Raw genomic sequence first — 20,822 nt, forward strand, 5'->3', positions numbered from 1 at the left:
TCACGGCCGTAGCGGATCAGATCAAGGACATGCGCGTCATGGCCGCCAAGCGTTCGCTGGACGCCGGCGCCTTGCGCGAAGAGTTGAACCTGAGCCTGAAAACCGCTTTTGAGCGCAACGACAAAGTGCTCGGCATCTGGCTCGCTTTCGAACCGAACGCTCTCGACGGCAAGGACAGCGAATTCGCCAACGATGCCGCTCGCCAGTCCAATGAAGCCGGGCGCTTCGCCACGTACTGGAGCCGCGCCGCCGGCGCCTCGCTGAACACCATCATGGTCGAAGAAGACCTGACCAAAACCACCCTCAGCGTCAGCGGCACGCCGTACAACAGCTGGTACACCTGCCCTCGCGATGCCAAGCGCACCTGCCTGCTCGACCCGTATGCCGACACCGTCGGCGGCAAGGAAATGCTCATGACGACCATCTCCGTGCCGTTGATCGTCGACGGTAAAGCCATCGGCGTGGTCGGCGTCGACATCGCCCTCGACGCCCTGCAAGCGGCGGCCGTGGATTCCCAGAGCAACCTGTTCAATAACGCCGGGCACATGCTGATCGTCTCCGGCAGCGGCGTGCTCGCTGCCGACAGCTCCGACGCCACCAAGGTCGGCAAAAAGATCAGCGACACCCTCGGTGCCGATGGCAAGGATGTACTGCAACTGCTGACTTCGGGTACACCGAAGATTCTTGAACAGGGCGATCTGATTCGTGCCGTTTACCCAGTTGATCCGATCGGTAACTCACGCGCCTGGGGCGTAGTCATCGACCTGCCGAAACAAGTGCTGCTGGCCGATTCGGTCAAGCTGCAAGCGGTACTCGACGACGCGCAGGAAACCGGCGTGATCACTGCGCTGCTGGTTGCCGTGGTCGCCGGTCTGGTCGGCCTGTTGCTGATCTGGCTGACCGCGTCCGGTGTGACGCGTCCGATCAACAGCGTTGCCGAGATGCTGAAGAACATCGCCAGCGGCGAAGGCGACCTGACCCAGCGTCTGAACTACAGCAAAAAGGATGAACTGGGCGAACTGGTGAACTGGTTCAATCGTTTCCTCGACAAGCTGCAACCGACCATCGCGCAGATCAAGCAAAGCATCACCGAAGCGCGCGGCACCGCCGACCAGTCTTCGGAAATCGCCCGCCAGACCAGCGAAGGCATGCAGGTGCAGTTCCGCGAGATCGACCAGGTGGCCACCGCCTCCAACGAAATGAGCGCCACCGCCCACGACGTCGCCAACAGCGCCTCCAACGCGGCCAATGCCGCGAAAGGTGCCGATCAGTCGGCCAGGGACGGCATGTCGATCATCGAGCGCAGCACCCGCGACATCAACCAACTGGCCGATGAAGTCAGCAAAGCGGTGACCGAGGTTGAAGCGCTGGCGGTGAATAGCGAGCAGATCGGCTCGGTGCTGGAGGTGATCCGCAGCATCGCCGAACAGACCAACCTGCTCGCCCTCAACGCAGCGATCGAAGCGGCCCGTGCCGGTGAGAGCGGTCGTGGTTTCGCGGTGGTTGCCGACGAGGTGCGCAACCTGGCCAAACGTACGCAGGATTCGGTGGAAGAAATTCGCATCGTGATCGAGCGCATTCAGACGGGTACGCGGGGCGTGGTCGCGACCATGCATTCGAGCCAGACCCAGGCGCACAACAACGCCGGGCAGATTCGTCAGGCGGTCGATGCACTGGGCAAGATCAGCGACGCGGTGACGGTGATCAGCGACATGAACTTGCAGATTGCCAGTGCGGCTGAGCAGCAGAGTGCGGTGGCGGAAGAAGTGAACCGCAACGTCTCGGCGATTCGTACTGTCACCGAAACGCTGACTGAGCAAGCCACCGAATCGGCGGCGATCAGCAGCCAGCTCAATGCCCTGGCCAGTCAGCAGATGAAGTTGATGGATCAGTTCCGCGTCTGACGCTACACCGTTGAACCCTGTGGGAGCGAGCTTGCTCGCGAAAGCGGTCTGCCATTCAGTAATGATGTTGAATGTGACGCCCCCTTCGCGAGCAAGCTCGCTCCCACAGGGGAGAGTGTTCATTCGCTGGGCTTTCATCTAATCCAATGATTTTTTGCACTATCATCGCCCTCTCGCTCCGGAGGGCCTTCGATGACTGATTTACTCACGTCCATTCAAGCCGCACTCGGCTTGCCGCACACGCCGATTCCGTTCACCGCCGATGGCGCCCTGCCCTCGGCATTCGCGGTCACCGAGCTTGCCTGCGCCAGCATGGCCGCTGCCGGTCAGGCCGTCAGCCAATTGATCGAACAGCAGACCGGTCACTTGCCCGATATTGAAGTCGACCGACGCCTGGCCTCGTTCTGGTTCTCGACCTCGCTGCGCCCGATGGGCTGGCAAGTACCACCGCTGTGGGACCCGGTTGCCGGAGACTACGCGACAAAGGACGGCTGGATCCGTCTGCACACCAACGCCCCGCATCACCGCGCCGCCGCTGAAAGTGTGCTCGGTGCCTGCGCCGATCGTGCCGCGATGGCGGCGAAAGTCGCGCAATGGACGAGCACAGATCTGGAGCAAGCGGTGGTTGACGCCAACGGTTGTGCCGCCGAGATGCGCAGTTGGGCGCAGTGGCAAAAGCATCCGCAGGGATTGGCGGTAAATGCCGAACCGTTGGTGCATTTCATCGATTCGCCGGATGAACACGGTCAACCGTGGCAAGGTTCGGTGGCGCAACCGTTGGCCGGGATCAAGGTGCTGGATCTGACGCGCGTACTCGCCGGTCCCACCGCCAGCCGTTTTCTCGCCGGCCTTGGCGCCAATGTATTGCGCATCGATTCACCGATCTGGAACGAGCCCGGTGTCGTCCCGGAAATGACCCTCGGCAAACGCTGCGCGCGGCTGAATCTGCATGACTCGGCGGATCGTGCGGTGTTCGAGGGCTTGTTGAAAGAAACCGATATTCTGCTGCACGGATACCGCGCCGATGCCTTGGAAAATCTCGGGTTCGGCGTTGAGCGCCGTCGCCAGCTCGCGCCGGGCCTGATCGATGTCGGCCTCAATGCCTACGGCTGGAGCGGCCCGTGGCAAAACCGCCGTGGCTTCGACAGTCTGGTGCAGATGAGCAGCGGCATCGCCGAGGCCGGGCAGCAATGGCTGCAGGCAGACAAACCGACGCCGTTGCCGGTGCAGGCGCTGGATCATGCGACCGGGTATTTGCTGGCGGCGAGTGCGCTCCGACTGTTGACCGAGCGTTTGAAGACGGGTCGAAGTGGCTCGGCGCGGTTGTCGCTGGCGCGGACGGCGAAACTGTTGATCGAGTCTGGGCCGGGGACGAATGAAGCATTGCAGGCGGAAGATGAGCGGGATCAGGGTTCATTTCTGGAACAGACACCGTGGGGGCCGGCGCATCGCTTGCAGGTGCCGGTGAAGATCAGCGGCACACCGATTCAATGGGCGTTGCCGGCTACAGAGTTGGGGTCTCACCAACCACGGTGGGCTTAAAAAGCCCCTCACCCTAACCCTCTCCCAGAGGGAGAGGGGACTGATTGGGGGATATTCGAGAGATTCACCGACTTGAACGAATATCGGTGAATCCCTGATCAACTTGGTCTTTCAGGTCGATGGACAGCGCAACACACATCGGTCGGCCCCCCTCCCTCCGGGAGAGGGGACTGATTGGCGGGTATTCGAGAGATTCACCGACTTGAACGATTGGTGCTGAATCCATAATCGACTCGGTCCTTCAGGTCGATGTACAACGCAACACACCTCGGTCGGCCCCCCTCCCTCCGGGAGAGGGGACTGATTGGCGGATATTCGAGAGATTCACCGACTTGAACGCTTGGCGCTGAATCCATAATCGACTCGGTCTTGCAGGTCGATGGACAGCGCAACACACCTCGGTCGGCCCCCTCTCCCTCTGGGAGAGGGGACTGATTGGCGGGTATTCGAGATATTCACCGACTTGAACGCTTGGCGCTGAATCCATAATCGACTCGGTCTTTCAGCTCGATGTACAACGCAACACACCTCGGTCGGCCCCCTCCCTCCGGGAGAGGGGACTGATTGGCGGGTATTCGAGAGATTCACCGACTTGAACGCTTGGCGCTGAATCCATAATCGACTCGGTCCTTCAGGTCGATGTACAACGCAACATACCTCGGTCGGCCCCCCTCCCTCCGAGAGGGGACTGATTGGCGGGTATTCGAGAGATGCACCGACTTGAACGCTTGGCGCTGAATCCATAATCGACTCGGTCTTTCAGGTCGATGTACAACGCAACACACCTCGGTCGGCCCCCTCTCCCTCTGGGAGAGGGCTGGGGTGAGGGCTGCAATTTCAGGCCGAGCGATGATGTATCAATCTGCCCTGCTCAAAGACGTCCACAAAAGCTGCGCCGCATACCCTCGATAAGGCCGCCAGGCCTCAGCGCGCAAAGCCAAATCCCGCGCTGTCGGTCGCACGCCCTCCAACACTTCCAGTGCCCGTAGCAGCCCGACATCGCCATGGGGAAAACCATCCAGATCGCGCAATTGCCGCAACGCAATGTACTGCGCCGTCCACTCGCCTATCCCGTGCAACGCCAGTAGACGTGCCACTCCGTCCTCGCGATTCGGCTCGAACAATGAAGGTTCTTCCAGCAACGCCTGCGCCACCCCCGACAGCGTCCGCCCGCGACTTTTCGGCATGCCCAGCGCCGCCAGATCTGCCGCCGCCAATACGTGCGCCTCGGGAAACACATGCGTCAATCCGGGCACTGTGGATTCCAGCGTCGCGCCATATTGCGCCACCAGTTTCCCCGCCAGACGAATCGCCGCCACCACCGTAATCTGCTGCCCAAGCACCGCGCGAAAGGCCAGTTCCAAGCCATCCCACGCTCCCGGAATCCGCAACCCCGGCCACTGGGCAATCAGCCGCGCCAGCAACGGATCATTCGCCAGATGCCCTTGCATCACCGCCAGTTCCGCATCCAGATCAAACATCCGCCGCAACCTGACAACGATCTCGGGCACCATCAACGGATCAGGAAAATCCAGCTCAACGGCCAAGGCATTCCCTGCCTCAGGCCAAATTGAAACCGTGCCATGAAGCCCGTTCAAACCGATGCTGCGTGAATACACACCATCGACCACGACCTCCATCCCGACCACCGCCCGTGCCGCCAGAAACCCCAACATCGCCTCCCAGTCATACGGCGGCGCATACGCAAGCGCCAACCTCACAACGACAGCACACCGCTGTACAACCCGTATGCCGCCAGCCCCGCGCCGATGACCACGCAAGTGAAAATGCCTTTCTCGACATGAGTGAACAACGGCTCGCCCGCCTCATGTTTGGCCTTGGCAAACAGGATCACCCCCGGCGCATAGAGCAACGCCGACAACAGCAAATACTTCACCCCGCCGGCATACAGCAACCACACCGCATAACCGAGGGCGATACCGCCGATCAGCAAATCCTTGGTGCGCTCTGCCGAGGCGTGTTCATAGGTTTCGCCGCGCCCGCTCAACAGCACTGCGTACGCCGCCGACCACAGGTACGGCACCAGAATCATCGACGAGGCCAGATAAATCAGGCTGGTGTAAGTGCCCGCCGAAAACAGCGTGATCAACAGGAAAATCTGGATCATCGCGTTGGTCAGCCACAACGCGTTGACCGGCACATGATTCTTGTTTTCCTTTTTCAGGAACGCCGGCATGGTCTTGTCCTTGGCCGTGGCGAAGAGGATTTCCGCACACAGCAGCGCCCACGACAACAGCGCACCGAGCAGGGAAATCGCCAGACCAATGCTGATCAACAGTGCGCCCCACGGCCCGACGATGTGCTCAAGCACCGCCGCCAGTGACGGGTTTTGCAGATTCGCCAGCTCCGGCTGGCTCATGATCCCCAGCGACAGCACGTTGACCAGCACCAGCAGCGCCAGTACGCCGATAAATCCGATCACCGTGGCGCGGCCGACGTCGCTGCGTTTTTCCGCCCGCGCCGAGTACACACTGGCGCCTTCGATGCCGATGAACACGAACACCGTGACCAGCATCATGTTGCGCACCTGATCCATCACCCCGCCGAAATTCGGGTTGCTGGTGCCCCAGATATCGCGGGTAAAAATGTCAGCCTTGAAGGCGACGGCAGCGATGACGATGAACATGATCAGCGGTACGACTTTGGCCACCGTGGTCAGTTGATTGATCAGCGCCGCCTCCTTGATCCCGCGCATCACCAGAAAATGCACGGCCCACAGCAGCACCGACGCGCAACCAATAGCGATCGGCGTATTGCCCTGGCCGAACACCGGAAAGAAGTAACCGAGGGTGCTGAACAGCAGGACGAAATAACCGACGTTGCCCAGCCAGGCGCTGATCCAGTAACCCCAGGCGGACGAGAAACCCATGTAGTCGCCAAACCCGGCCTTGGCGTAAGCGTAGACACCCGAGTCCAGTTCCGGCTTGCGATTGGCCAACGTCTGAAACACGAACGCCAGGGTCAACATACCGATCGCCGTGATGCCCCAGCCGATCAGAATCGCCCCGGCATCGGCGCGTGCTGCCATGTTCTGCGGCAACGAGAAAATCCCCCCGCCAATCATCGAACCCACCACCAGGGCGATCAACGCGCCAAGGCGCAGCTTTTGCGTCGGTTGCGACATTTCAGTTTCCCTTTTTGTGTGGTGATCGGTTGTTTGTAACGACTATTTACTAAATCAATAAAGCAAGATGATGGCTATCAGGTAAAGCCACTAAATATATAGCCGATGACGCTAACGCCTAGCACGTTAAGACAGTTTTGTGCGCTGATCCTGATAAATCAATTCTGTACTGAAAACAGAGGCGGAAAATTTGCCAAAAGCTGAAAAAGAACTAGCGTGATAATTCGAAAGTAATAATAGCCATTCCCAAAGATGTAGCCACAACGCCTCTAGGACGGGCCTTGCGGGCAGGAGCTTTATGCCTTCAGCCGGAGCCTAAGTCATTCATTAACAATGGAATGTGACCATGCACTGATCTAAGTCAGCTGTTTGAACAGACAACAGAACTACGCTGTGATCTCTTCTCTCCTGCAATGGAGTCATGCAATGTCTGAAGCTCCCGGAAAACTACGACTAGGTGCACTGGTTGCATTGGTAGTCGGCTCAATGATCGGTGGCGGGATATTTTCTTTGCCACAAAACATGGCCGCCAGCGCCGACGTCGGTGCAGTACTGATCGGTTGGGCCATCACCGCTGTCGGCATGCTCACTCTCGCTTTTGTCTTTCAAACCCTCGCCAATCGCAAGCCTGACCTGGACGGCGGTGTCTACGCCTACGCCAAGGCCGGATTCGGCGATTACATGGGTTTCTCGTCCGCCTGGGGTTACTGGATCAGCGCCTGGCTGGGCAACGTCGGTTACTTCGTTCTGCTGTTCAGCACCCTCGGTTATTTCTTCCCGATTTTCGGTGAAGGCAACACCGTTGCTGCGGTAATCGGCGCCTCGGTTTTACTGTGGGCCGTGCACTTTCTGGTGCTGCGCGGGATCAAGGAAGCGGCGTTCATCAACCTCGTGACCACGGTCGCCAAGGTCGTACCGCTGCTGCTGTTCGTGTTGATCGCGGTGTTCGCCTTCAAACTGGACATCTTCACCGCCGACATCTGGGGCATCAAAAACCCGGATCTGGGCAGTGTGATGAACCAGGTGCGCAACATGATGCTGGTCACCGTCTGGGTGTTCATCGGCATCGAGGGTGCGAGCATCTTCTCGGCCCGTGCGGAAAAACGCTCGGACGTCGGCAAAGCCACCGTGATCGGTTTCATCACCGTGCTGCTGTTTCTGGTGCTGGTGAACGTGCTGTCGCTGGGCATCATGACCCAACCGGAACTGGCGAAACTGCAGAACCCGTCGATGGCCGCCGTGCTTGAGCATGTAGTCGGTCACTGGGGCGCGGTGCTGATCAGCGTCGGTCTGATCATCTCCTTGCTGGGAGCGCTGCTGTCGTGGGTGCTGCTGTGTGCGGAGATCATGTTCGCCGCCGCCAAAGACCACACCATGCCGGAGTTCCTGCGTAAGGAGAACGCCAACCACGTACCGGTCAACGCCCTGTGGCTGACCAATGCGATGGTGCAGATTTTCCTGATCATCACGCTGTTCTCGGCAAGTACTTACCTGTCGCTGATCTACCTCGCCACCTCGATGATTCTGGTGCCGTACCTGTGGTCGGCGGCCTATGCCCTGCTGCTGGCGGTGCGCGGCGAAAGCTACGAGGGCTTCGCGGCCGAGCGGCGCAAGGATCTGATTATCGGCGGCATCGCGCTGATCTATGCGGTCTGGTTGCTCTACGCCGGCGGTGTGAAATACCTGCTGCTCTCCGCCCTGCTCTATGCGCCCGGCGCGATCCTGTTCGCCAAAGCCAAGCTGGAACTCAAACAACCGATTTTCACTAACGTCGAGAAGCTGATTTTCGCCGCAGTGGTCGTGGGTGCCCTGGTGGCTGCCTACGGTCTCTACGACGGCTTCCTGACTCTGTAACCCCTGATTGTTTTGTTATCTGGAGGATCTGAAATGACCACGGAAAAAGTTAAGTACGGCGTCCATTCCGAAGCCGGCAAACTGCGCAAAGTCATGGTGTGCTCCCCAGGTCTGGCCCATCAGCGGCTGACCCCGAACAACTGCGATGAACTGCTGTTCGACGACGTGCTCTGGGTGGCTCAGGCCAAGCGCGACCACTTCGACTTCGTCACCAAGATGCGCGAGCGCGGCATCGACGTGCTGGAAATGCACAACCTGCTGACTGACATCGTCGCTATCCCTGAGGCACTGGACTGGATTCTCGAGCGCAAGGTCACCGCCGACTCAGTGGGCCTGGGCCTGATCAACGAAGTCAAATCCTGGCTGAAGAGCCTGGAGCCACGGCACATCGCTGAATTCCTGATTGGTGGCGTGTCTGCCGATGATCTGCCGGACAGTTTCGGCGGCAAGACCATCCAGATGTTCCGCGACTTCCTCGGCCACTCCAGCTTCATTCTGCCGCCGCTGCCGAACACCCAGTTCACCCGCGACACCACCTGCTGGATCTACGGCGGCGTAACGCTGAACCCGATGTACTGGCCAGCGCGCCGTCAGGAAACCCTGCTGGCCACCGCCATTTACAAATTCCACCCACAGTTCACCAACGCCGAATTCGAAATCTGGTACGGCGACCCAGACAAGGAGCACGGCAGCTCCACCCTTGAAGGGGGCGACGTCATGCCAATCGGCAACGGCGTGGTGTTGATCGGTATGGGCGAGCGCTCATCGCGTCAGGCCATCGGCCAACTGGCGCTGAACCTGTTCAAGAACAAAGCCGTGGAAAAAGTCATCGTCGCCGGCCTGCCGAAGTCCCGCGCGGCGATGCACCTGGACACGGTGTTCAGCTTCTGCGATCGCGACCTCGTGACGATTTTCCCTGAGGTGGTTAATCAGATTGTCGCGTTCACCCTGCGCCCTGACGAAAGCAAACAGGGCGGCATCGACATCCGCCGCGAAGAAGGCACCTTCCTGGACACCGTGGCCAAAGCCCTCAACCTGGCGAAGCTGCGCGTGGTGGAAACAGGCGGCAACAGCTTCGCCGCCGAGCGCGAGCAATGGGACGACGGCAACAACGTGGTGGCCGTGGAGCCGGGCGTGGTCATCGGCTACGACCGCAACACCTACACCAACACCCTGCTGCGCAAGGCCGGCGTGGAAGTCATCACCATCAGCGCCGGTGAACTGGGCCGAGGCCGTGGCGGCGGCCACTGCATGACCTGCCCGATCGTGCGTGACCCAATCGATTACTAAACGACCATCTCCCCGGCCGCACCCATCCCGTAGCGGCCGGGCCGATTACCGAATCCAAGGAGAATCATCATGGCGTTCAACATTCACAACCGTAACCTGCTCAGCCTGGAACACCACACCCCACGTGAGCTGCGTTACCTGCTCGACCTGTCCCGCGATCTCAAACGCGCGAAATACACCGGCACCGAGCAACAACACCTGAAGGGCAACAACATCGCCCTGATCTTCGAAAAAACCTCGACCCGCACCCGTTGCGCGTTCGAAGTGGCGGCCTATGACCAAGGTGCCAACGTCACCTACATCGACCCGAACTCTTCGCAGATCGGCCACAAGGAAAGTATGAAAGACACCGCCCGCGTGCTCGGGCGCATGTACGACGCCATCGAGTACCGTGGCTTCAAACAGGAAATCGTCGAAGAACTGGCCAAGTTCGCCGGTGTGCCAGTGTTCAACGGTCTGACCGATGAATATCACCCGACTCAGATGATCGCCGACGTGCTGACCATGCGTGAACACGCCGACAAGCCGATCCATGACATCAGCTACGCCTACCTCGGCGATGCGCGCAACAACATGGGTAACTCGCTGCTGCTGGTCGGCGCCAAACTGGGCATGGACGTGCGCATCTGCGCGCCGAAAGCGCTGTGGCCACTGGATGATCTGGTCGAGCGTTGCCACAAATATGCGGAAGAAAGTGGCGCACGTATCACCCTGACTGAAGACCCGAAAGCCGCCGTTAAAGGCGTCGACTTCATTCACACCGACGTTTGGGTATCGATGGGCGAGCCAGTGGAAGCCTGGGCCGAGCGTATCCAGCAACTGCTGCCGTACCAGGTCAACGCCGAGCTGATGAAAGCCTCCGGCAACCCACGCACCAAGTTCATGCACTGCCTGCCGGCGTTCCACAACAGCGATACCAAGGTCGGCAAACAGATTGCCGAGCAGTATCCGCATTTGAAAAACGGCATCGAAGTGACCGACGACGTGTTCGAGTCGCCTGCCTGCATCGCCTTCGAGCAAGCGGAAAACCGCATGCACACGATCAAGGCGATTCTGGTCTCGACCCTGGCTGATCTGTAACTGGATGATCAGGTTCTCCTGATCAACCAACAACCTGTAGGAGCTGCCGAAGGCTGCGATCTTTTGACTTTGCTTGTTCAAGATCAAGATCAACAGATCGCAGCCTTCGGCAGCTCCTACAGGGTCATCGAATTCTGAAAGGATTGCATTATGCGTATCGTCGTAGCGCTGGGCGGTAACGCCCTGCTCCGCCGTGGTGAACCGATGACCGCTGACAATCAGCGCGCCAACATCCGCATCGCCACCGAGCAAATCGCCAAGATCCATCCCGGCAACCAACTGGTCATCGCCCACGGCAATGGCCCGCAAGTCGGCCTGCTGTCGCTGCAAGCGGCGGCCTACACCTCCGTCACCCCTTACCCGCTGGACGTGCTCGGTGCCGAAACCGAAGGCATGATCGGCTACATCATCGAACAGGAACTGGGCAACCTGCTCGACTTCGAGGTGCCGTTCGCCACCCTGCTGACCCAGGTTGAAGTCGACGCCAACGACCCTGCCTTCAAGAACCCGACCAAACCGATCGGCCCGGTTTACGACAAGGCCGAAGCGGAAAAACTCGCCGCCGATAAAGGCTGGGCGATTGCTCCGGACGGCGACAAGTTCCGCCGCGTAGTCGCCAGTCCACGGCCAAAACGCATCTTCGAAATCCGCCCGATCAAGTGGCTGCTGGACAAGGGCAGCATCGTGATTTGCGCCGGCGGTGGCGGGATTCCGACCATGTACGACGAGAACCGTAATCTCAAGGGTATCGAGGCGGTGATCGACAAGGACCTGTGCTCGTCGCTGCTCGCCGAGCAACTGGAAGCCGACCTGCTGGTGATCGCCACTGACGTCAACGCGGCGTTCATCGACTACGGCAAACCAACGCAGAAAGCCATTGCCGAAGCGCACCCGGATGAACTCGAACGCCTCGGTTTCGCCGCCGGTTCGATGGGACCGAAGGTGCAGGCAGCCTGCGAATTCGCGCGCCATACTGGCAAAGTTGCGGTGATCGGTTCGCTGGCGGATATCGAAGCCATCGTTCAGGGCACTGCCGGTACTCGCGTGACCACCGCCAAGCCCGGCATCAGCTATCGATAATTAGAAACTCCGGGGGCAGGCCCGAGGTCTGCCCTTCTCCCATGCCTTGAAAGGAGTAAACCATGGCCCAATTCGAACCCGGTCGCCTGCACATCGAGCGGCATGCGTTGACGCCGGATGACGTCAGTTACAACGTGCACCTCGACTATGAAGTGTTCACCGATCCGCAAAAAGGCAAAGGGATTCAGTTCACGATGCATGGCAACCTTCAGGGCAAGGACATGAAAGAGACCTTCTTCCTGCCCAAAGAGGAGGCCTACAACTTTGCCAACAATGTGACGAAAATCGCCGAGAAGTACGGCATTCCCAAGACGCACAGCCAGATTGGCTCGGTTCACAAGCATTACGACATGATGTTCGAAGACATCCGCAAGCAACTTGATATGAAGTCCGGCGACCCGGTCAATCTTGAGCACTTCGAATAACCCGCAAAAGCCCCTCACCCTAGCCCTCTCCCAAAGGGAGAGGGGACTGACCGAAGTGTCTGATGGCAGACATCGACCTGAAAGACCGAGTCGATTATGGATTCACAGCCGTATTTTCAGGTCGGCGTACCTCGTGAGCATTCCACAATCGGCCCCCTCTCCCTCCGGGAGAGGGCTGGGGTGAGGGTGCTTTTGCTTTCACCTCTCTCCAAGCCCAAGGCATACTTGCCACCCTCCGCTCTGCAGATCACTGAACCGCCCCATGCGTATCCACGTCAGTTTCATCGACCGCGTCGGCATCACCCAGGAAGTTCTGGCTATCCTCGGTGGGCGCAATCTCAATCTGGATGCGGTGGAGATGATCCCGCCCAACGTCTACATCGACGCGCCGACCCTGAGCCCGCAAGTGCTCGAAGAACTGAAAGATGCGCTGTTCCGCGTGCTCGGCGTGGAAGCGGTGACCGTGGTCGACATCCTCCCCGGCCAGCGTCGGCACTTGCAGCTCGACGCGTTGCTGGCTGCGATGACCGATCCGGTTTTGGCGCTCGACAGCGCCGGCAAAGTGCTGCTCGCCAACCCGGCATTAATCGCGCTCTACGGTCGCGAACCGGCCGGTGAAAGCGTCTCTGAACTGTTCAACGACCCCGCCCTGCTCGACACCTTGCTCGAACACGGCTTTCGCCTGCCGCTGCGCGAAATCACCGTCAACGGTCAGACCTTGTTGCTCGATGCCACGCCAATCACCGACGCTGGCGCCCTGCTGACCTTGTACCAACCGAACCGCATCGGCGAACAACTCTCGGCGCTGCACCACGACCACGCCGAAGGTTTCGACGCGCTGCTCGGCGAGTCCCCGGCAATCCGCACACTCAAGGCACGCGCGCAAAGAGTCGCCGCCCTCGACGCCCCCCTGCTGATCCAGGGCGAAACCGGCACCGGCAAAGAACTGGTCGCCCGTGCCTGCCACGCCATCAGCGCGCGACACAGCGCACCGTTTCTCGCCCTCAACTGCGCAGCGCTGCCGGAGAACCTCGCCGAAAGCGAACTGTTCGGCTACGCCCCCGGTGCCTTCACCGGTGCAGCGCGCGGTGGCAAACCGGGGCTGATGGAACTGGCCAACCAGGGCACGGTGTTTCTCGATGAGATCGGCGAGATGTCGCCGTACTTGCAGGCCAAGCTGCTGCGTTTCTTGAACGACGGCAGCTTCCGCCGCGTCGGCGGTGATCGCGAGGTGAAGGTCAACGTGCGCATCCTCAGCGCGACCCACCGTGATCTGGAAAAAATGGTCAGCGAAGGCTTGTTCCGCGAAGACCTGTTTTATCGCCTCAACGTACTCAACGTCGAAGTGCCGCCGCTGCGCGAGCGCGGCCAGGACATTCTGTTGCTGGCACGCTATTTCATGCAGCAGGCTTGTGCGCAGATTCAGCGCCCGGTCTGCCGCCTCGCCCCGGGGACTTACCCGGCGCTGCTCGGCAATCGCTGGCCGGGCAACGTACGACAATTGCAGAACGTGATCTTCCGCGCGGCGGCGATTTGCGAGAGTAGCCTGGTGGATATCGGCGACCTCGACATTGCCGGCACCTCGGTGGCGCGGCAAACCGACAGCGATGTCGACAGCCTCGAACAAGCGGTCGAATCTTTCGAAAAAACGCTGCTGGAAAAACTCTACGTCAGCTATCCCTCGACCCGCCAACTGGCCAGCCGCCTGCAAACTTCGCACACGGCCATCGCCCATCGCCTGCGCAAATACGGAATTCCCAACAAACCTTGAATACCCCACAAATCCCCTGTAGGAGTGAGCCTGCTCGCGATAGCGGTCTGACATTCAACATTTGCGACGTCTGACACACCGCTATCGCGAGCAGGCTCACTCCTACATTGATTTGTGGCGGATTCGTAATCCGTTCAAAAACGACCTCCAACTGTACTGAAAGCGCTACAGCGGAACGATATCGATACACCCTCCTCCGATCACCGCTGTGCAAGGCTTTGATCCCGTTCAGCTTTTATCCTCGCTCTAGGCTGTAGCGATTTCGCTACAGAGATGCCTCCAGTGTCGCCCCCTTCGATATCTAAATCATTGATTTATAAAGATTAATAAACCTTGGCCGCATTCTTGCTAATCAACCCCTCATAAATAAGGGCCTTCGCGCCCGACTATTCCACCGCGTCCACCAGACGAGTCTGGCCCCCTGAGGAGTTTCCATGAGCGAGTTGCGTTTTACTGAAGATCACGAATGGCTGCGCACCGAAGCTGACGGCAGCGTTACTGTCGGCATCACCGCTTTCGCGCAGAACGCCTTGGGCGACGTGGTGTTCGTGCAACTGCCTGAATTGCAGGCTTACGACAAAGGCGCCGAAGCCGCCACCGTGGAATCGGTAAAAGCCGCCAGCGGCGTGTACATGCCGCTCGACGGCGAAGTGCTGGCGACCAACCCGGCACTGGAAGACAGCCCGGAACTGGTCAACGAAGATCCGCTGGGCGAAGGCTGGTTCTTCCGCTTCCAGCCAAGCGATGCCGCCGCTGTCGGCAAACTGCTCGATCAGGACGCGTACGACCGTCTGATCAAAGCCCAAGCCGAAGCCTGAGGAACACCGACATGACTCAAATCAACCTCGGCACCGCCAACGAATTCATCGCCCGTCATATCGGCCCGCGCGCCGGTGACGAGCAAGCCATGCTCAACAGCCTCGGCTTCGACTCGCTCGAAGCGCTGAGCGCCAGCGTCATCCCGGAAAGCATCAAGGGCACCAGCGTGCTCGGCATGGACGACGGCCTCAGCGAAGCCGATGCCCTGGCGATGATCAAATCGATCGCCGGCAAGAATCAGTTGTTCAAGACCTACATCGGCCAGGGCTACTACAACTGCCACACGCCGTCGCCGATCCTGCGCAACCTGTTGGAAAACCCGGCCTGGTACACCGCGTACACGCCGTACCAGCCAGAAATTTCCCAGGGCCGTCTCGAAGCGCTGCTGAACTTCCAGACCATGATCAGCGACCTCACCGGCCTGCCGATCGCCAACGCTTCCCTGCTCGATGAAGCCACCGCCGCTGCCGAAGCCATGACCTTCTGCAAACGCCTGAGCAAGAACAAGGGCAGCCACCAATTCTTCGCCTCGATCCACAGCCACCCGCAAACCCTCGACGTGCTGCGCACCCGTGCCGAGCCGCTGGGCATTGACGTGGTCGTCGGCGACGAGCGTGAACTGACTGACGTGACGCCGTTCTTCGGCGCGCTGCTGCAATACCCGGCGAGCAACGGTGATGTGTTCGACTACCGCGAACTGACCGAACGCTTCCACGCCGCCAACGCTTTGGTCGCCGTCGCCGCTGACCTGCTGGCCCTGACCTTGCTGACCGCGCCGGGCGAGTTCGGCGCTGACGTCGCCATCGGCTCCGCGCAACGCTTCGGCGTGCCGCTGGGCTTCGGTGGCCCGCACGCGGCTTACTTCTCCACCAAAGATGCGTTCAAACGCGACATGCCGGGCCGTCTGGTCGGCGTTTCGGTTGACCGCTTCGGCAAGCCGGCGCTGCGTCTGGCGATGCAAACCCGCGAGCAACACATCCGCCGCGAGAAGGCCACCTCGAACATCTGCACCGCGCAAGTGCTGCTGGCCAACATCGCCAGCATGTACGCCGTCTACCACGGCCCGAAAGGCCTGACCCAGATCGCCAACCGCGTACATCACCTGACCGCGATTCTGGCCAAGGGCCTGACCGCGCTCGGCGCGAAAGTCGAACAAGCCAGCTTCTTCGACACCCTGACCGTGGCCACCGGCGCACAAACCGCCGCACTGCACGACAAGGCACACGCTGCGCAGATCAACCTGCGCGTGATCGACGCTCAGCGTCTGGGCCTGTCGGTCGACGAAACCACCACCCAGGCGGATATCGAAACCCTGTGGAGCCTGATCGCCGACGGCAAGACCCTGCCGGACTTTGCAGCTCTCGCCGGCTCCGTACAAAGCACCATCCCAGCATCGCTGGTACGCCAGTCGCCAATCCTCAGCCATCCGGTATTCAACCGTTATCACTCGGAAACCGAGCTGATGCGCTACCTGCGCAAACTGGCCGACAAGGACCTGGCACTGGATCGCACCATGATCCCGTTGGGCTCGTGCACGATGAAACTCAACGCTGCCAGCGAAATGATCCCGGTGACCTGGGCTGAATTCGGTGCCCTGCATCCGTTCGCACCGGCCGCGCAAAGTGCCGGTTACCAGCAACTGACCGACGAACTGGAGGCGATGCTCTGCGCCGCTACCGGTTACGACGCGATCTCGCTGCAACCGAACGCCGGTTCGCAAGGTGAATACGCAGGCCTCTTGGCCATCCGCGCCTATCACCAGAGCCGTGGCGATGAGCGTCGCGACATCTGCCTGATTCCGTCGTCCGCCCACGGCACCAACCCGGCCACCGCCAACATGGCTGGCATGCGCGTTGTCGTGACCGCGTGCGATGCGCGCGGCAACGTCGACATTGAAGACCTGCGTGCCAAAGCCATCGAGCACCGCGAACACCTCGCCGCGCTGATGATCACTTACCCGTCGACCCACGGCGTGTTCGAAGAAGGCATCCGCGAAATCTGCGGGATCATTCATGACAACGGCGGTCAGGTGTACATCGACGGCGCCAACATGAACGCAATGGTCGGCCTCTGCGCACCGGGCAAGTTCGGCGGCGATGTTTCGCACCTGAACCTGCACAAAACCTTCTGCATCCCCCACGGCGGTGGCGGCCCGGGCGTCGGCCCGATTGGTGTCAAGTCGCACCTGACTCCGTTCCTGCCGGGCCACGGCCAGATGGAACGCAAGGAAGGCGCGGTCTGCGCAGCACCGTTCGGCAGCGCAAGCATTTTGCCGATCACCTGGATGTACATTCGCATGATGGGCGGCGCCGGTTTGAAGCGCGCTTCGCAGCTGGCGATCCTCAATGCCAACTACATCTCCCGTCGCCTCGAAGAGCACTACCCAGTGCTGTACACCGGCAGCAACGGTCTGGTGGCACACGAGTGCATTCTCGATCTGCGTCCGTTGAAAGACAGCAGCGGCATCAGCGTTGATGACGTCGCCAAGCGCCTGATCGACTTCGGCTTCCACGCGCCGACCATGTCGTTCCCGGTAGCCGGCACGCTGATGATCGAGCCGACCGAAAGCGAATCCAAGGAAGAACTGGACCGCTTCTGCGACGCGATGATTCGCATCCGCGAAGAAATCCGCGCGGTGGAAAACGGCACGCTGGACAAGGACGACAACCCGCTGAAGAACGCGCCGCACACGGCGGCAGAACTGGTGGGCGAGTGGACTCACCCGTATAGCCGCGAGCAGGCCGTTTATCCGGTTGCGTCGTTGATCGAAGGCAAATACTGGCCACCGGTCGGTCGCGTCGACAACGTCTTCGGCGATCGCAACCTGGTCTGCGCCTGCCCGTCGATCGAAAGCTACGCTTAAACCAGAAAGGGGCGAACCACTCGCCCCCACCGCTTAACCTGTAGGAGCTGCCGAAGGCTGCGATCTTTTGATCTTGCTGTTGAAAGATCAGGATCAAAAGATCGCAGCCTTCGGCAGCTCCTACAGGGGAACGCATCAAGCCTGATGTTTCGCCAATTCCTATAACAAGAAACCGGAGAACCACTCATGTCGTTAAGCGTGTTCGACCTGTTCAAGATTGGCATCGGCCCCTCCAGTTCCCACACCGTCGGCCCGATGCGCGCTGCTGCGCGTTTCGCCGAAGGCCTGCGCCGGGAAAACCTGCTGACCACCACCGCCAGCGTTCGCGTCGAACTCTACGGCTCCCTCGGCGCCACCGGTAAAGGCCACGGCAGCGACAAAGCCGTGCTGCTCGGCCTCGAAGGCGAACACCCGGACACCGTCGATACCGAAACCGTTGCCGCCCGTCTGCAAGAAATTCGCGGCAACGGCCGGCTTAACCTGCTCGGTGAACACAGCATTGCGTTCAACGAGAAAGAACACCTGGCGATGATCCGCAAGCCGCTGGCCTATCACCCCAACGGCATGATCTTCCGCGCCTTTGATGCGGCGGGCCTGCAGATTCGCAGCCGCGAGTACTACTCGGTCGGTGGCGGGTTTGTGGTCGATGAAGATGCGGCCGGCGCCGATCGCATCGTCGAAGACGCCACGCCGCTGACCTTCCCGTTCAAAAGTGCCAAGGACTTGCTCAGCCATTGCGCCACCTATGGTCTGTCGATCAGTCAGGTGATGCTGACCAATGAAAGCGCCTGGCGCCCGGAAGCGGAGACCCGTGCCGGCCTGCTGAAAATCTGGCAAGTAATGCAGGACTGCGTCGCCGCCGGTTGTCGTAACGAAGGCATTCTGCCGGGCGGTTTGAAGGTCAAACGTCGTGCGGCGGCGTTGCATCGGCAACTGTGCAAGAACCCGGAATCGGCGTTGCGTGATCCGTTGTCGGTGCTTGATTGGGTCAACCTTTACGCACTCGCCGTCAACGAAGAAAACGCCAATGGTGGCCGCGTGGTCACCGCCCCCACCAACGGTGCGGCCGGGATCATTCCGGCAGTGCTGCATTACTACATGCGTTTTATCCCCGGTGCGAATGATGACGGCGTCGTGCGCTTTCTGCTGACGGCGGCGGCCATTGGCATTCTCTACAAGGAAAATGCCTCGATCTCGGGCGCCGAAGTCGGTTGTCAGGGTGAAGTCGGCGTGGCCTGTTCGATGGCCGCCGGCGCGTTGTGCGAAGTGCTCGGCGGCAGCGTTCAGCAGGTCGAGAACGCCGCAGAAATCGGCATGGAACACAACCTCGGCCTGACCTGCGACCCGATTGGCGGACTGGTGCAAGTGCCGTGCATCGAGCGCAATGCGATGGGCTCGGTGAAAGCGATCAACGCGGTGCGCATGGCCCTGCGTGGCGACGGCCAGCATTTCGTCTCCCTCGACAAAGTCATCCGCACCATGCGCCAGACCGGCGCCGACATGAAAAGCAAATACAAAGAGACCGCCCGCGGCGGTCTGGCGGTCAACATTATCGAATGCTGATCACGAACCAAGCCAAACCAAAATTGACCACCTCTCCCCCAGGGAGAGAAACGTAATTAGCCCCCTCTCCCTCCGGGAGAGGGCTGGGGTGAGGGGCTTTTGATCTTGATCTTGCCGCTTCCCCCCAACTCAAATTTTCAAGGAGCCACGCATGTCCACCGAACAACTGTCGAAAACCCCGCTGCACGCTCTGCACCTCGAACTCGGCGCCCGCATGGTGCCGTTCGCCGGCTACGACATGCCGGTGCAATACCCGCTCGGCGTGATGAAAGAACATCAGCACACCCGTGAGCAGGCCGGGCTATTCGATGTCTCGCACATGGGCCAGATCCGCCTGACCGGCGCCAACGCCGCCAAAGCGCTGGAAAGCCTGGTGCCGGTAGACATCATCGACCTGCCGGTGGGTATGCAGCGTTACGCGATGTTCACCAACGAGAACGGCGGCATTCTCGATGACTTGATGGTCGCCAACCTCGGCAACGACGAACTGTTCCTGGTGGTCAATGCCGCCTGCAAGGATCAGGACTTGGCCCACCTGCAAAAACACATCGGCGATCAGTGCACCATTACGGCGCTGTTCGAAGAGCGCGCCCTCTTGGCATTGCAGGGTCCGGCAGCCGTTACCGTGCTGGCGCGACTGGCTCCCGACGTGGCGAAAATGACGTTCATGCAGTTCGCCCGCGTCAATCTGCTGGGTGTCGACTGCTTCGTCAGCCGTTCGGGCTACACCGGTGAAGACGGTTTCGAAATCTCCGTTCCGGCGGCCGATGCCGAAAAACTTGCGCGCGCCCTGCTCGCTGAACCGGAAGTCCAGGCCATCGGACTCGGTGCTCGCGATTCGCTGCGCCTGGAAGCCGGCCTGTGCCTGTATGGCCACGACATGAACACCGAGACCACGCCGATCGAAGCCAGTCTGCTGTGGGCAATGTCCAAGCCTCGCCGCACTGATGGCGCGCGCGCCGGCGGTTTCCCGGGGGCGGAAAACATTTTCGCCCAGCAGCAGAATGGCGTCGCACGTAAACGCGTCGGCCTGCTACCGCAAGAACGCACCCCGGTGCGTGAAGGCGCAGAAATCGTCAACGAAGCCGGCGAGATCATCGGCAGCGTGTGCAGCGGTGGCTTTGGTCCGACCTTGGGCGGGCCGTTGGCGATGGGTTACCTCGACAGCGCTTATGTCACCCTCGACACACCGGTCTGGGCCATCGTTCGTGGGAAAAAGGTGCAAATGCTTGTAAGCAAAATGCCATTTGTTCCACAACGCTACTATCGCGGTTGATTGACTGTTTCTATAAGTAACGCGATTGCGTAATGCGTGCACTAATGTGTCACGCAATCGCCACAAAAAAGTGCATTTTCTAACATTCGATTCGAATATGAACATTGCTTATAACGCCCGAAAACAATTGAACAAGCTAATCGTCTAAGCCCGCACTAGTGAACTGACTAACTGCCAGAAAGCGCAGTAAAACCGGGGCCTTCGCAGGGC

Annotated in this window: 14 protein-coding genes and 1 pseudogene; 13 read left to right on the forward strand and 2 right to left on the reverse strand. The window is 60.1% G+C overall.

The annotated features are described in order from the left end of the window. Positions 1-38: 38 nt before the first annotated feature. From GTU76_RS30555 to GTU76_RS11125, 3 genes and pseudogenes are all read left to right on the forward strand, one after another. Positions 39-1,046 (forward strand): annotated as a pseudogene (locus tag GTU76_RS30555) (methyl-accepting chemotaxis protein); the annotation flags it as partial. 102 nt (positions 1,047-1,148) lie between these two features. Beyond that, positions 1,149-1,904 (forward strand): methyl-accepting chemotaxis protein, encoded by a 756-nt coding sequence (locus tag GTU76_RS30560; protein ID WP_371260381.1) that lies wholly within the window; start codon positions 1,149-1,151, stop codon positions 1,902-1,904. A gap of 192 nt (positions 1,905-2,096) precedes the next feature. Then, entirely contained in the window at positions 2,097-3,446 is a 1,350-nt protein-coding gene (locus GTU76_RS11125) for a CoA transferase (protein ID WP_180698633.1), read from the forward strand. An 857-nt stretch (positions 3,447-4,303) separates the two neighbouring features. Here GTU76_RS11125 and GTU76_RS11130 read toward each other — a convergent pair. Next, positions 4,304-5,167, reverse strand: a complete 864-nt coding sequence (locus GTU76_RS11130) for an AlkA N-terminal domain-containing protein (protein ID WP_180698634.1) — start codon at positions 5,165-5,167, stop codon at positions 4,304-4,306. Next, positions 5,164-6,591 carry an arginine-ornithine antiporter gene (arcD, locus tag GTU76_RS11135; RefSeq protein WP_007908041.1) on the reverse strand — a complete coding sequence of 476 codons (1,428 nt, stop codon included), beginning with the start codon at positions 6,589-6,591 and terminating at the stop codon, positions 5,164-5,166. The genes GTU76_RS11130 and arcD (GTU76_RS11135) overlap by 4 nt, the downstream gene beginning before the upstream one ends. Before the next feature lie 426 nt (positions 6,592-7,017). Here arcD (GTU76_RS11135) and arcD (GTU76_RS11140) point away from each other — a divergent pair, with 426 nt between their 5' ends. The 10 genes from arcD (GTU76_RS11140) (at position 7,018) to gcvT (ending at position 20,612) form a co-directional block, all read left to right on the forward strand. Further along, entirely contained in the window at positions 7,018-8,445 is a 1,428-nt protein-coding gene (gene arcD, locus GTU76_RS11140) for an arginine-ornithine antiporter (RefSeq protein ID WP_007908042.1), read from the forward strand. Between the two features lie 33 nt (positions 8,446-8,478). Next, positions 8,479-9,735, forward strand: coding sequence for an arginine deiminase (gene arcA, locus GTU76_RS11145; RefSeq protein WP_180698635.1), 1,257 nt, complete (start codon positions 8,479-8,481; stop codon positions 9,733-9,735). A 69-nt stretch (positions 9,736-9,804) separates the two neighbouring features. Further along, positions 9,805-10,815, forward strand: coding sequence for an ornithine carbamoyltransferase (locus tag GTU76_RS11150; RefSeq protein WP_016983839.1), 1,011 nt, complete (start codon positions 9,805-9,807; stop codon positions 10,813-10,815). 150 nt (positions 10,816-10,965) lie between these two features. Beyond that, positions 10,966-11,895, forward strand: a complete 930-nt coding sequence (gene arcC, locus GTU76_RS11155; protein ID WP_016983838.1) for a carbamate kinase — start codon at positions 10,966-10,968, stop codon at positions 11,893-11,895. A gap of 62 nt (positions 11,896-11,957) precedes the next feature. After that, positions 11,958-12,320, forward strand: coding sequence for a DUF5064 family protein (locus GTU76_RS11160; protein WP_180698636.1), 363 nt, complete (start codon positions 11,958-11,960; stop codon positions 12,318-12,320). Positions 12,321-12,582: 262 nt separating this feature from the next. Next, entirely contained in the window at positions 12,583-14,091 is a 1,509-nt protein-coding gene (locus tag GTU76_RS11165; protein WP_102900179.1) for a sigma-54-dependent transcriptional regulator, read from the forward strand. A 434-nt stretch (positions 14,092-14,525) separates the two neighbouring features. Then, positions 14,526-14,909, forward strand: a complete 384-nt coding sequence (gene gcvH, locus GTU76_RS11170; protein WP_180698637.1) for a glycine cleavage system protein GcvH — start codon at positions 14,526-14,528, stop codon at positions 14,907-14,909. Between the two features lie 11 nt (positions 14,910-14,920). After that, positions 14,921-17,773 (forward strand): aminomethyl-transferring glycine dehydrogenase, encoded by a 2,853-nt coding sequence (gcvP, locus tag GTU76_RS11175; RefSeq protein WP_180698638.1) that lies wholly within the window; start codon positions 14,921-14,923, stop codon positions 17,771-17,773. 186 nt (positions 17,774-17,959) lie between these two features. Next, positions 17,960-19,336, forward strand: a complete 1,377-nt coding sequence (locus GTU76_RS11180; protein ID WP_175553384.1) for an L-serine ammonia-lyase — start codon at positions 17,960-17,962, stop codon at positions 19,334-19,336. 151 nt (positions 19,337-19,487) lie between these two features. Further along, positions 19,488-20,612 carry a glycine cleavage system aminomethyltransferase GcvT gene (gcvT, locus tag GTU76_RS11185; RefSeq protein ID WP_175553383.1) on the forward strand — a complete coding sequence of 375 codons (1,125 nt, stop codon included), beginning with the start codon at positions 19,488-19,490 and terminating at the stop codon, positions 20,610-20,612. Positions 20,613-20,822 lie beyond the last annotated feature (210 nt).

The organism is Pseudomonas crudilactis (genome assembly GCF_013433315.1).
Classification (GTDB): Bacteria; Pseudomonadota; Gammaproteobacteria; order Pseudomonadales; family Pseudomonadaceae; genus Aquipseudomonas; species Aquipseudomonas crudilactis.

What these genes read in the sequence shown, in the direction of transcription:
- GTU76_RS30560 (WP_371260381.1), top strand. Translation starts at nt 1,149, where the DNA reads ATGCAGGTGCAGTTCCGCGAGATCGACCAGGTGGCCACCGCCTCCAAC.
- GTU76_RS11125 (WP_180698633.1), top strand. Translation starts at nt 2,097, where the DNA reads ATGACTGATTTACTCACGTCCATTCAAGCCGCACTCGGCTTGCCGCAC.
- arcD (WP_007908041.1), bottom strand. Translation starts at nt 6,591, where the DNA reads ATGTCGCAACCGACGCAAAAGCTGCGCCTTGGCGCGTTGATCGCCCTG.
- arcD (WP_007908042.1), top strand. Translation starts at nt 7,018, where the DNA reads ATGTCTGAAGCTCCCGGAAAACTACGACTAGGTGCACTGGTTGCATTG.
- arcA (WP_180698635.1), top strand. Translation starts at nt 8,479, where the DNA reads ATGACCACGGAAAAAGTTAAGTACGGCGTCCATTCCGAAGCCGGCAAA.
- GTU76_RS11150 (WP_016983839.1), top strand. Translation starts at nt 9,805, where the DNA reads ATGGCGTTCAACATTCACAACCGTAACCTGCTCAGCCTGGAACACCAC.
- arcC (WP_016983838.1), top strand. Translation starts at nt 10,966, where the DNA reads ATGCGTATCGTCGTAGCGCTGGGCGGTAACGCCCTGCTCCGCCGTGGT.
- GTU76_RS11160 (WP_180698636.1), top strand. Translation starts at nt 11,958, where the DNA reads ATGGCCCAATTCGAACCCGGTCGCCTGCACATCGAGCGGCATGCGTTG.
- GTU76_RS11165 (WP_102900179.1), top strand. Translation starts at nt 12,583, where the DNA reads ATGCGTATCCACGTCAGTTTCATCGACCGCGTCGGCATCACCCAGGAA.
- gcvH (WP_180698637.1), top strand. Translation starts at nt 14,526, where the DNA reads ATGAGCGAGTTGCGTTTTACTGAAGATCACGAATGGCTGCGCACCGAA.
- gcvP (WP_180698638.1), top strand. Translation starts at nt 14,921, where the DNA reads ATGACTCAAATCAACCTCGGCACCGCCAACGAATTCATCGCCCGTCAT.
- GTU76_RS11180 (WP_175553384.1), top strand. Translation starts at nt 17,960, where the DNA reads ATGTCGTTAAGCGTGTTCGACCTGTTCAAGATTGGCATCGGCCCCTCC.
- gcvT (WP_175553383.1), top strand. Translation starts at nt 19,488, where the DNA reads ATGTCCACCGAACAACTGTCGAAAACCCCGCTGCACGCTCTGCACCTC.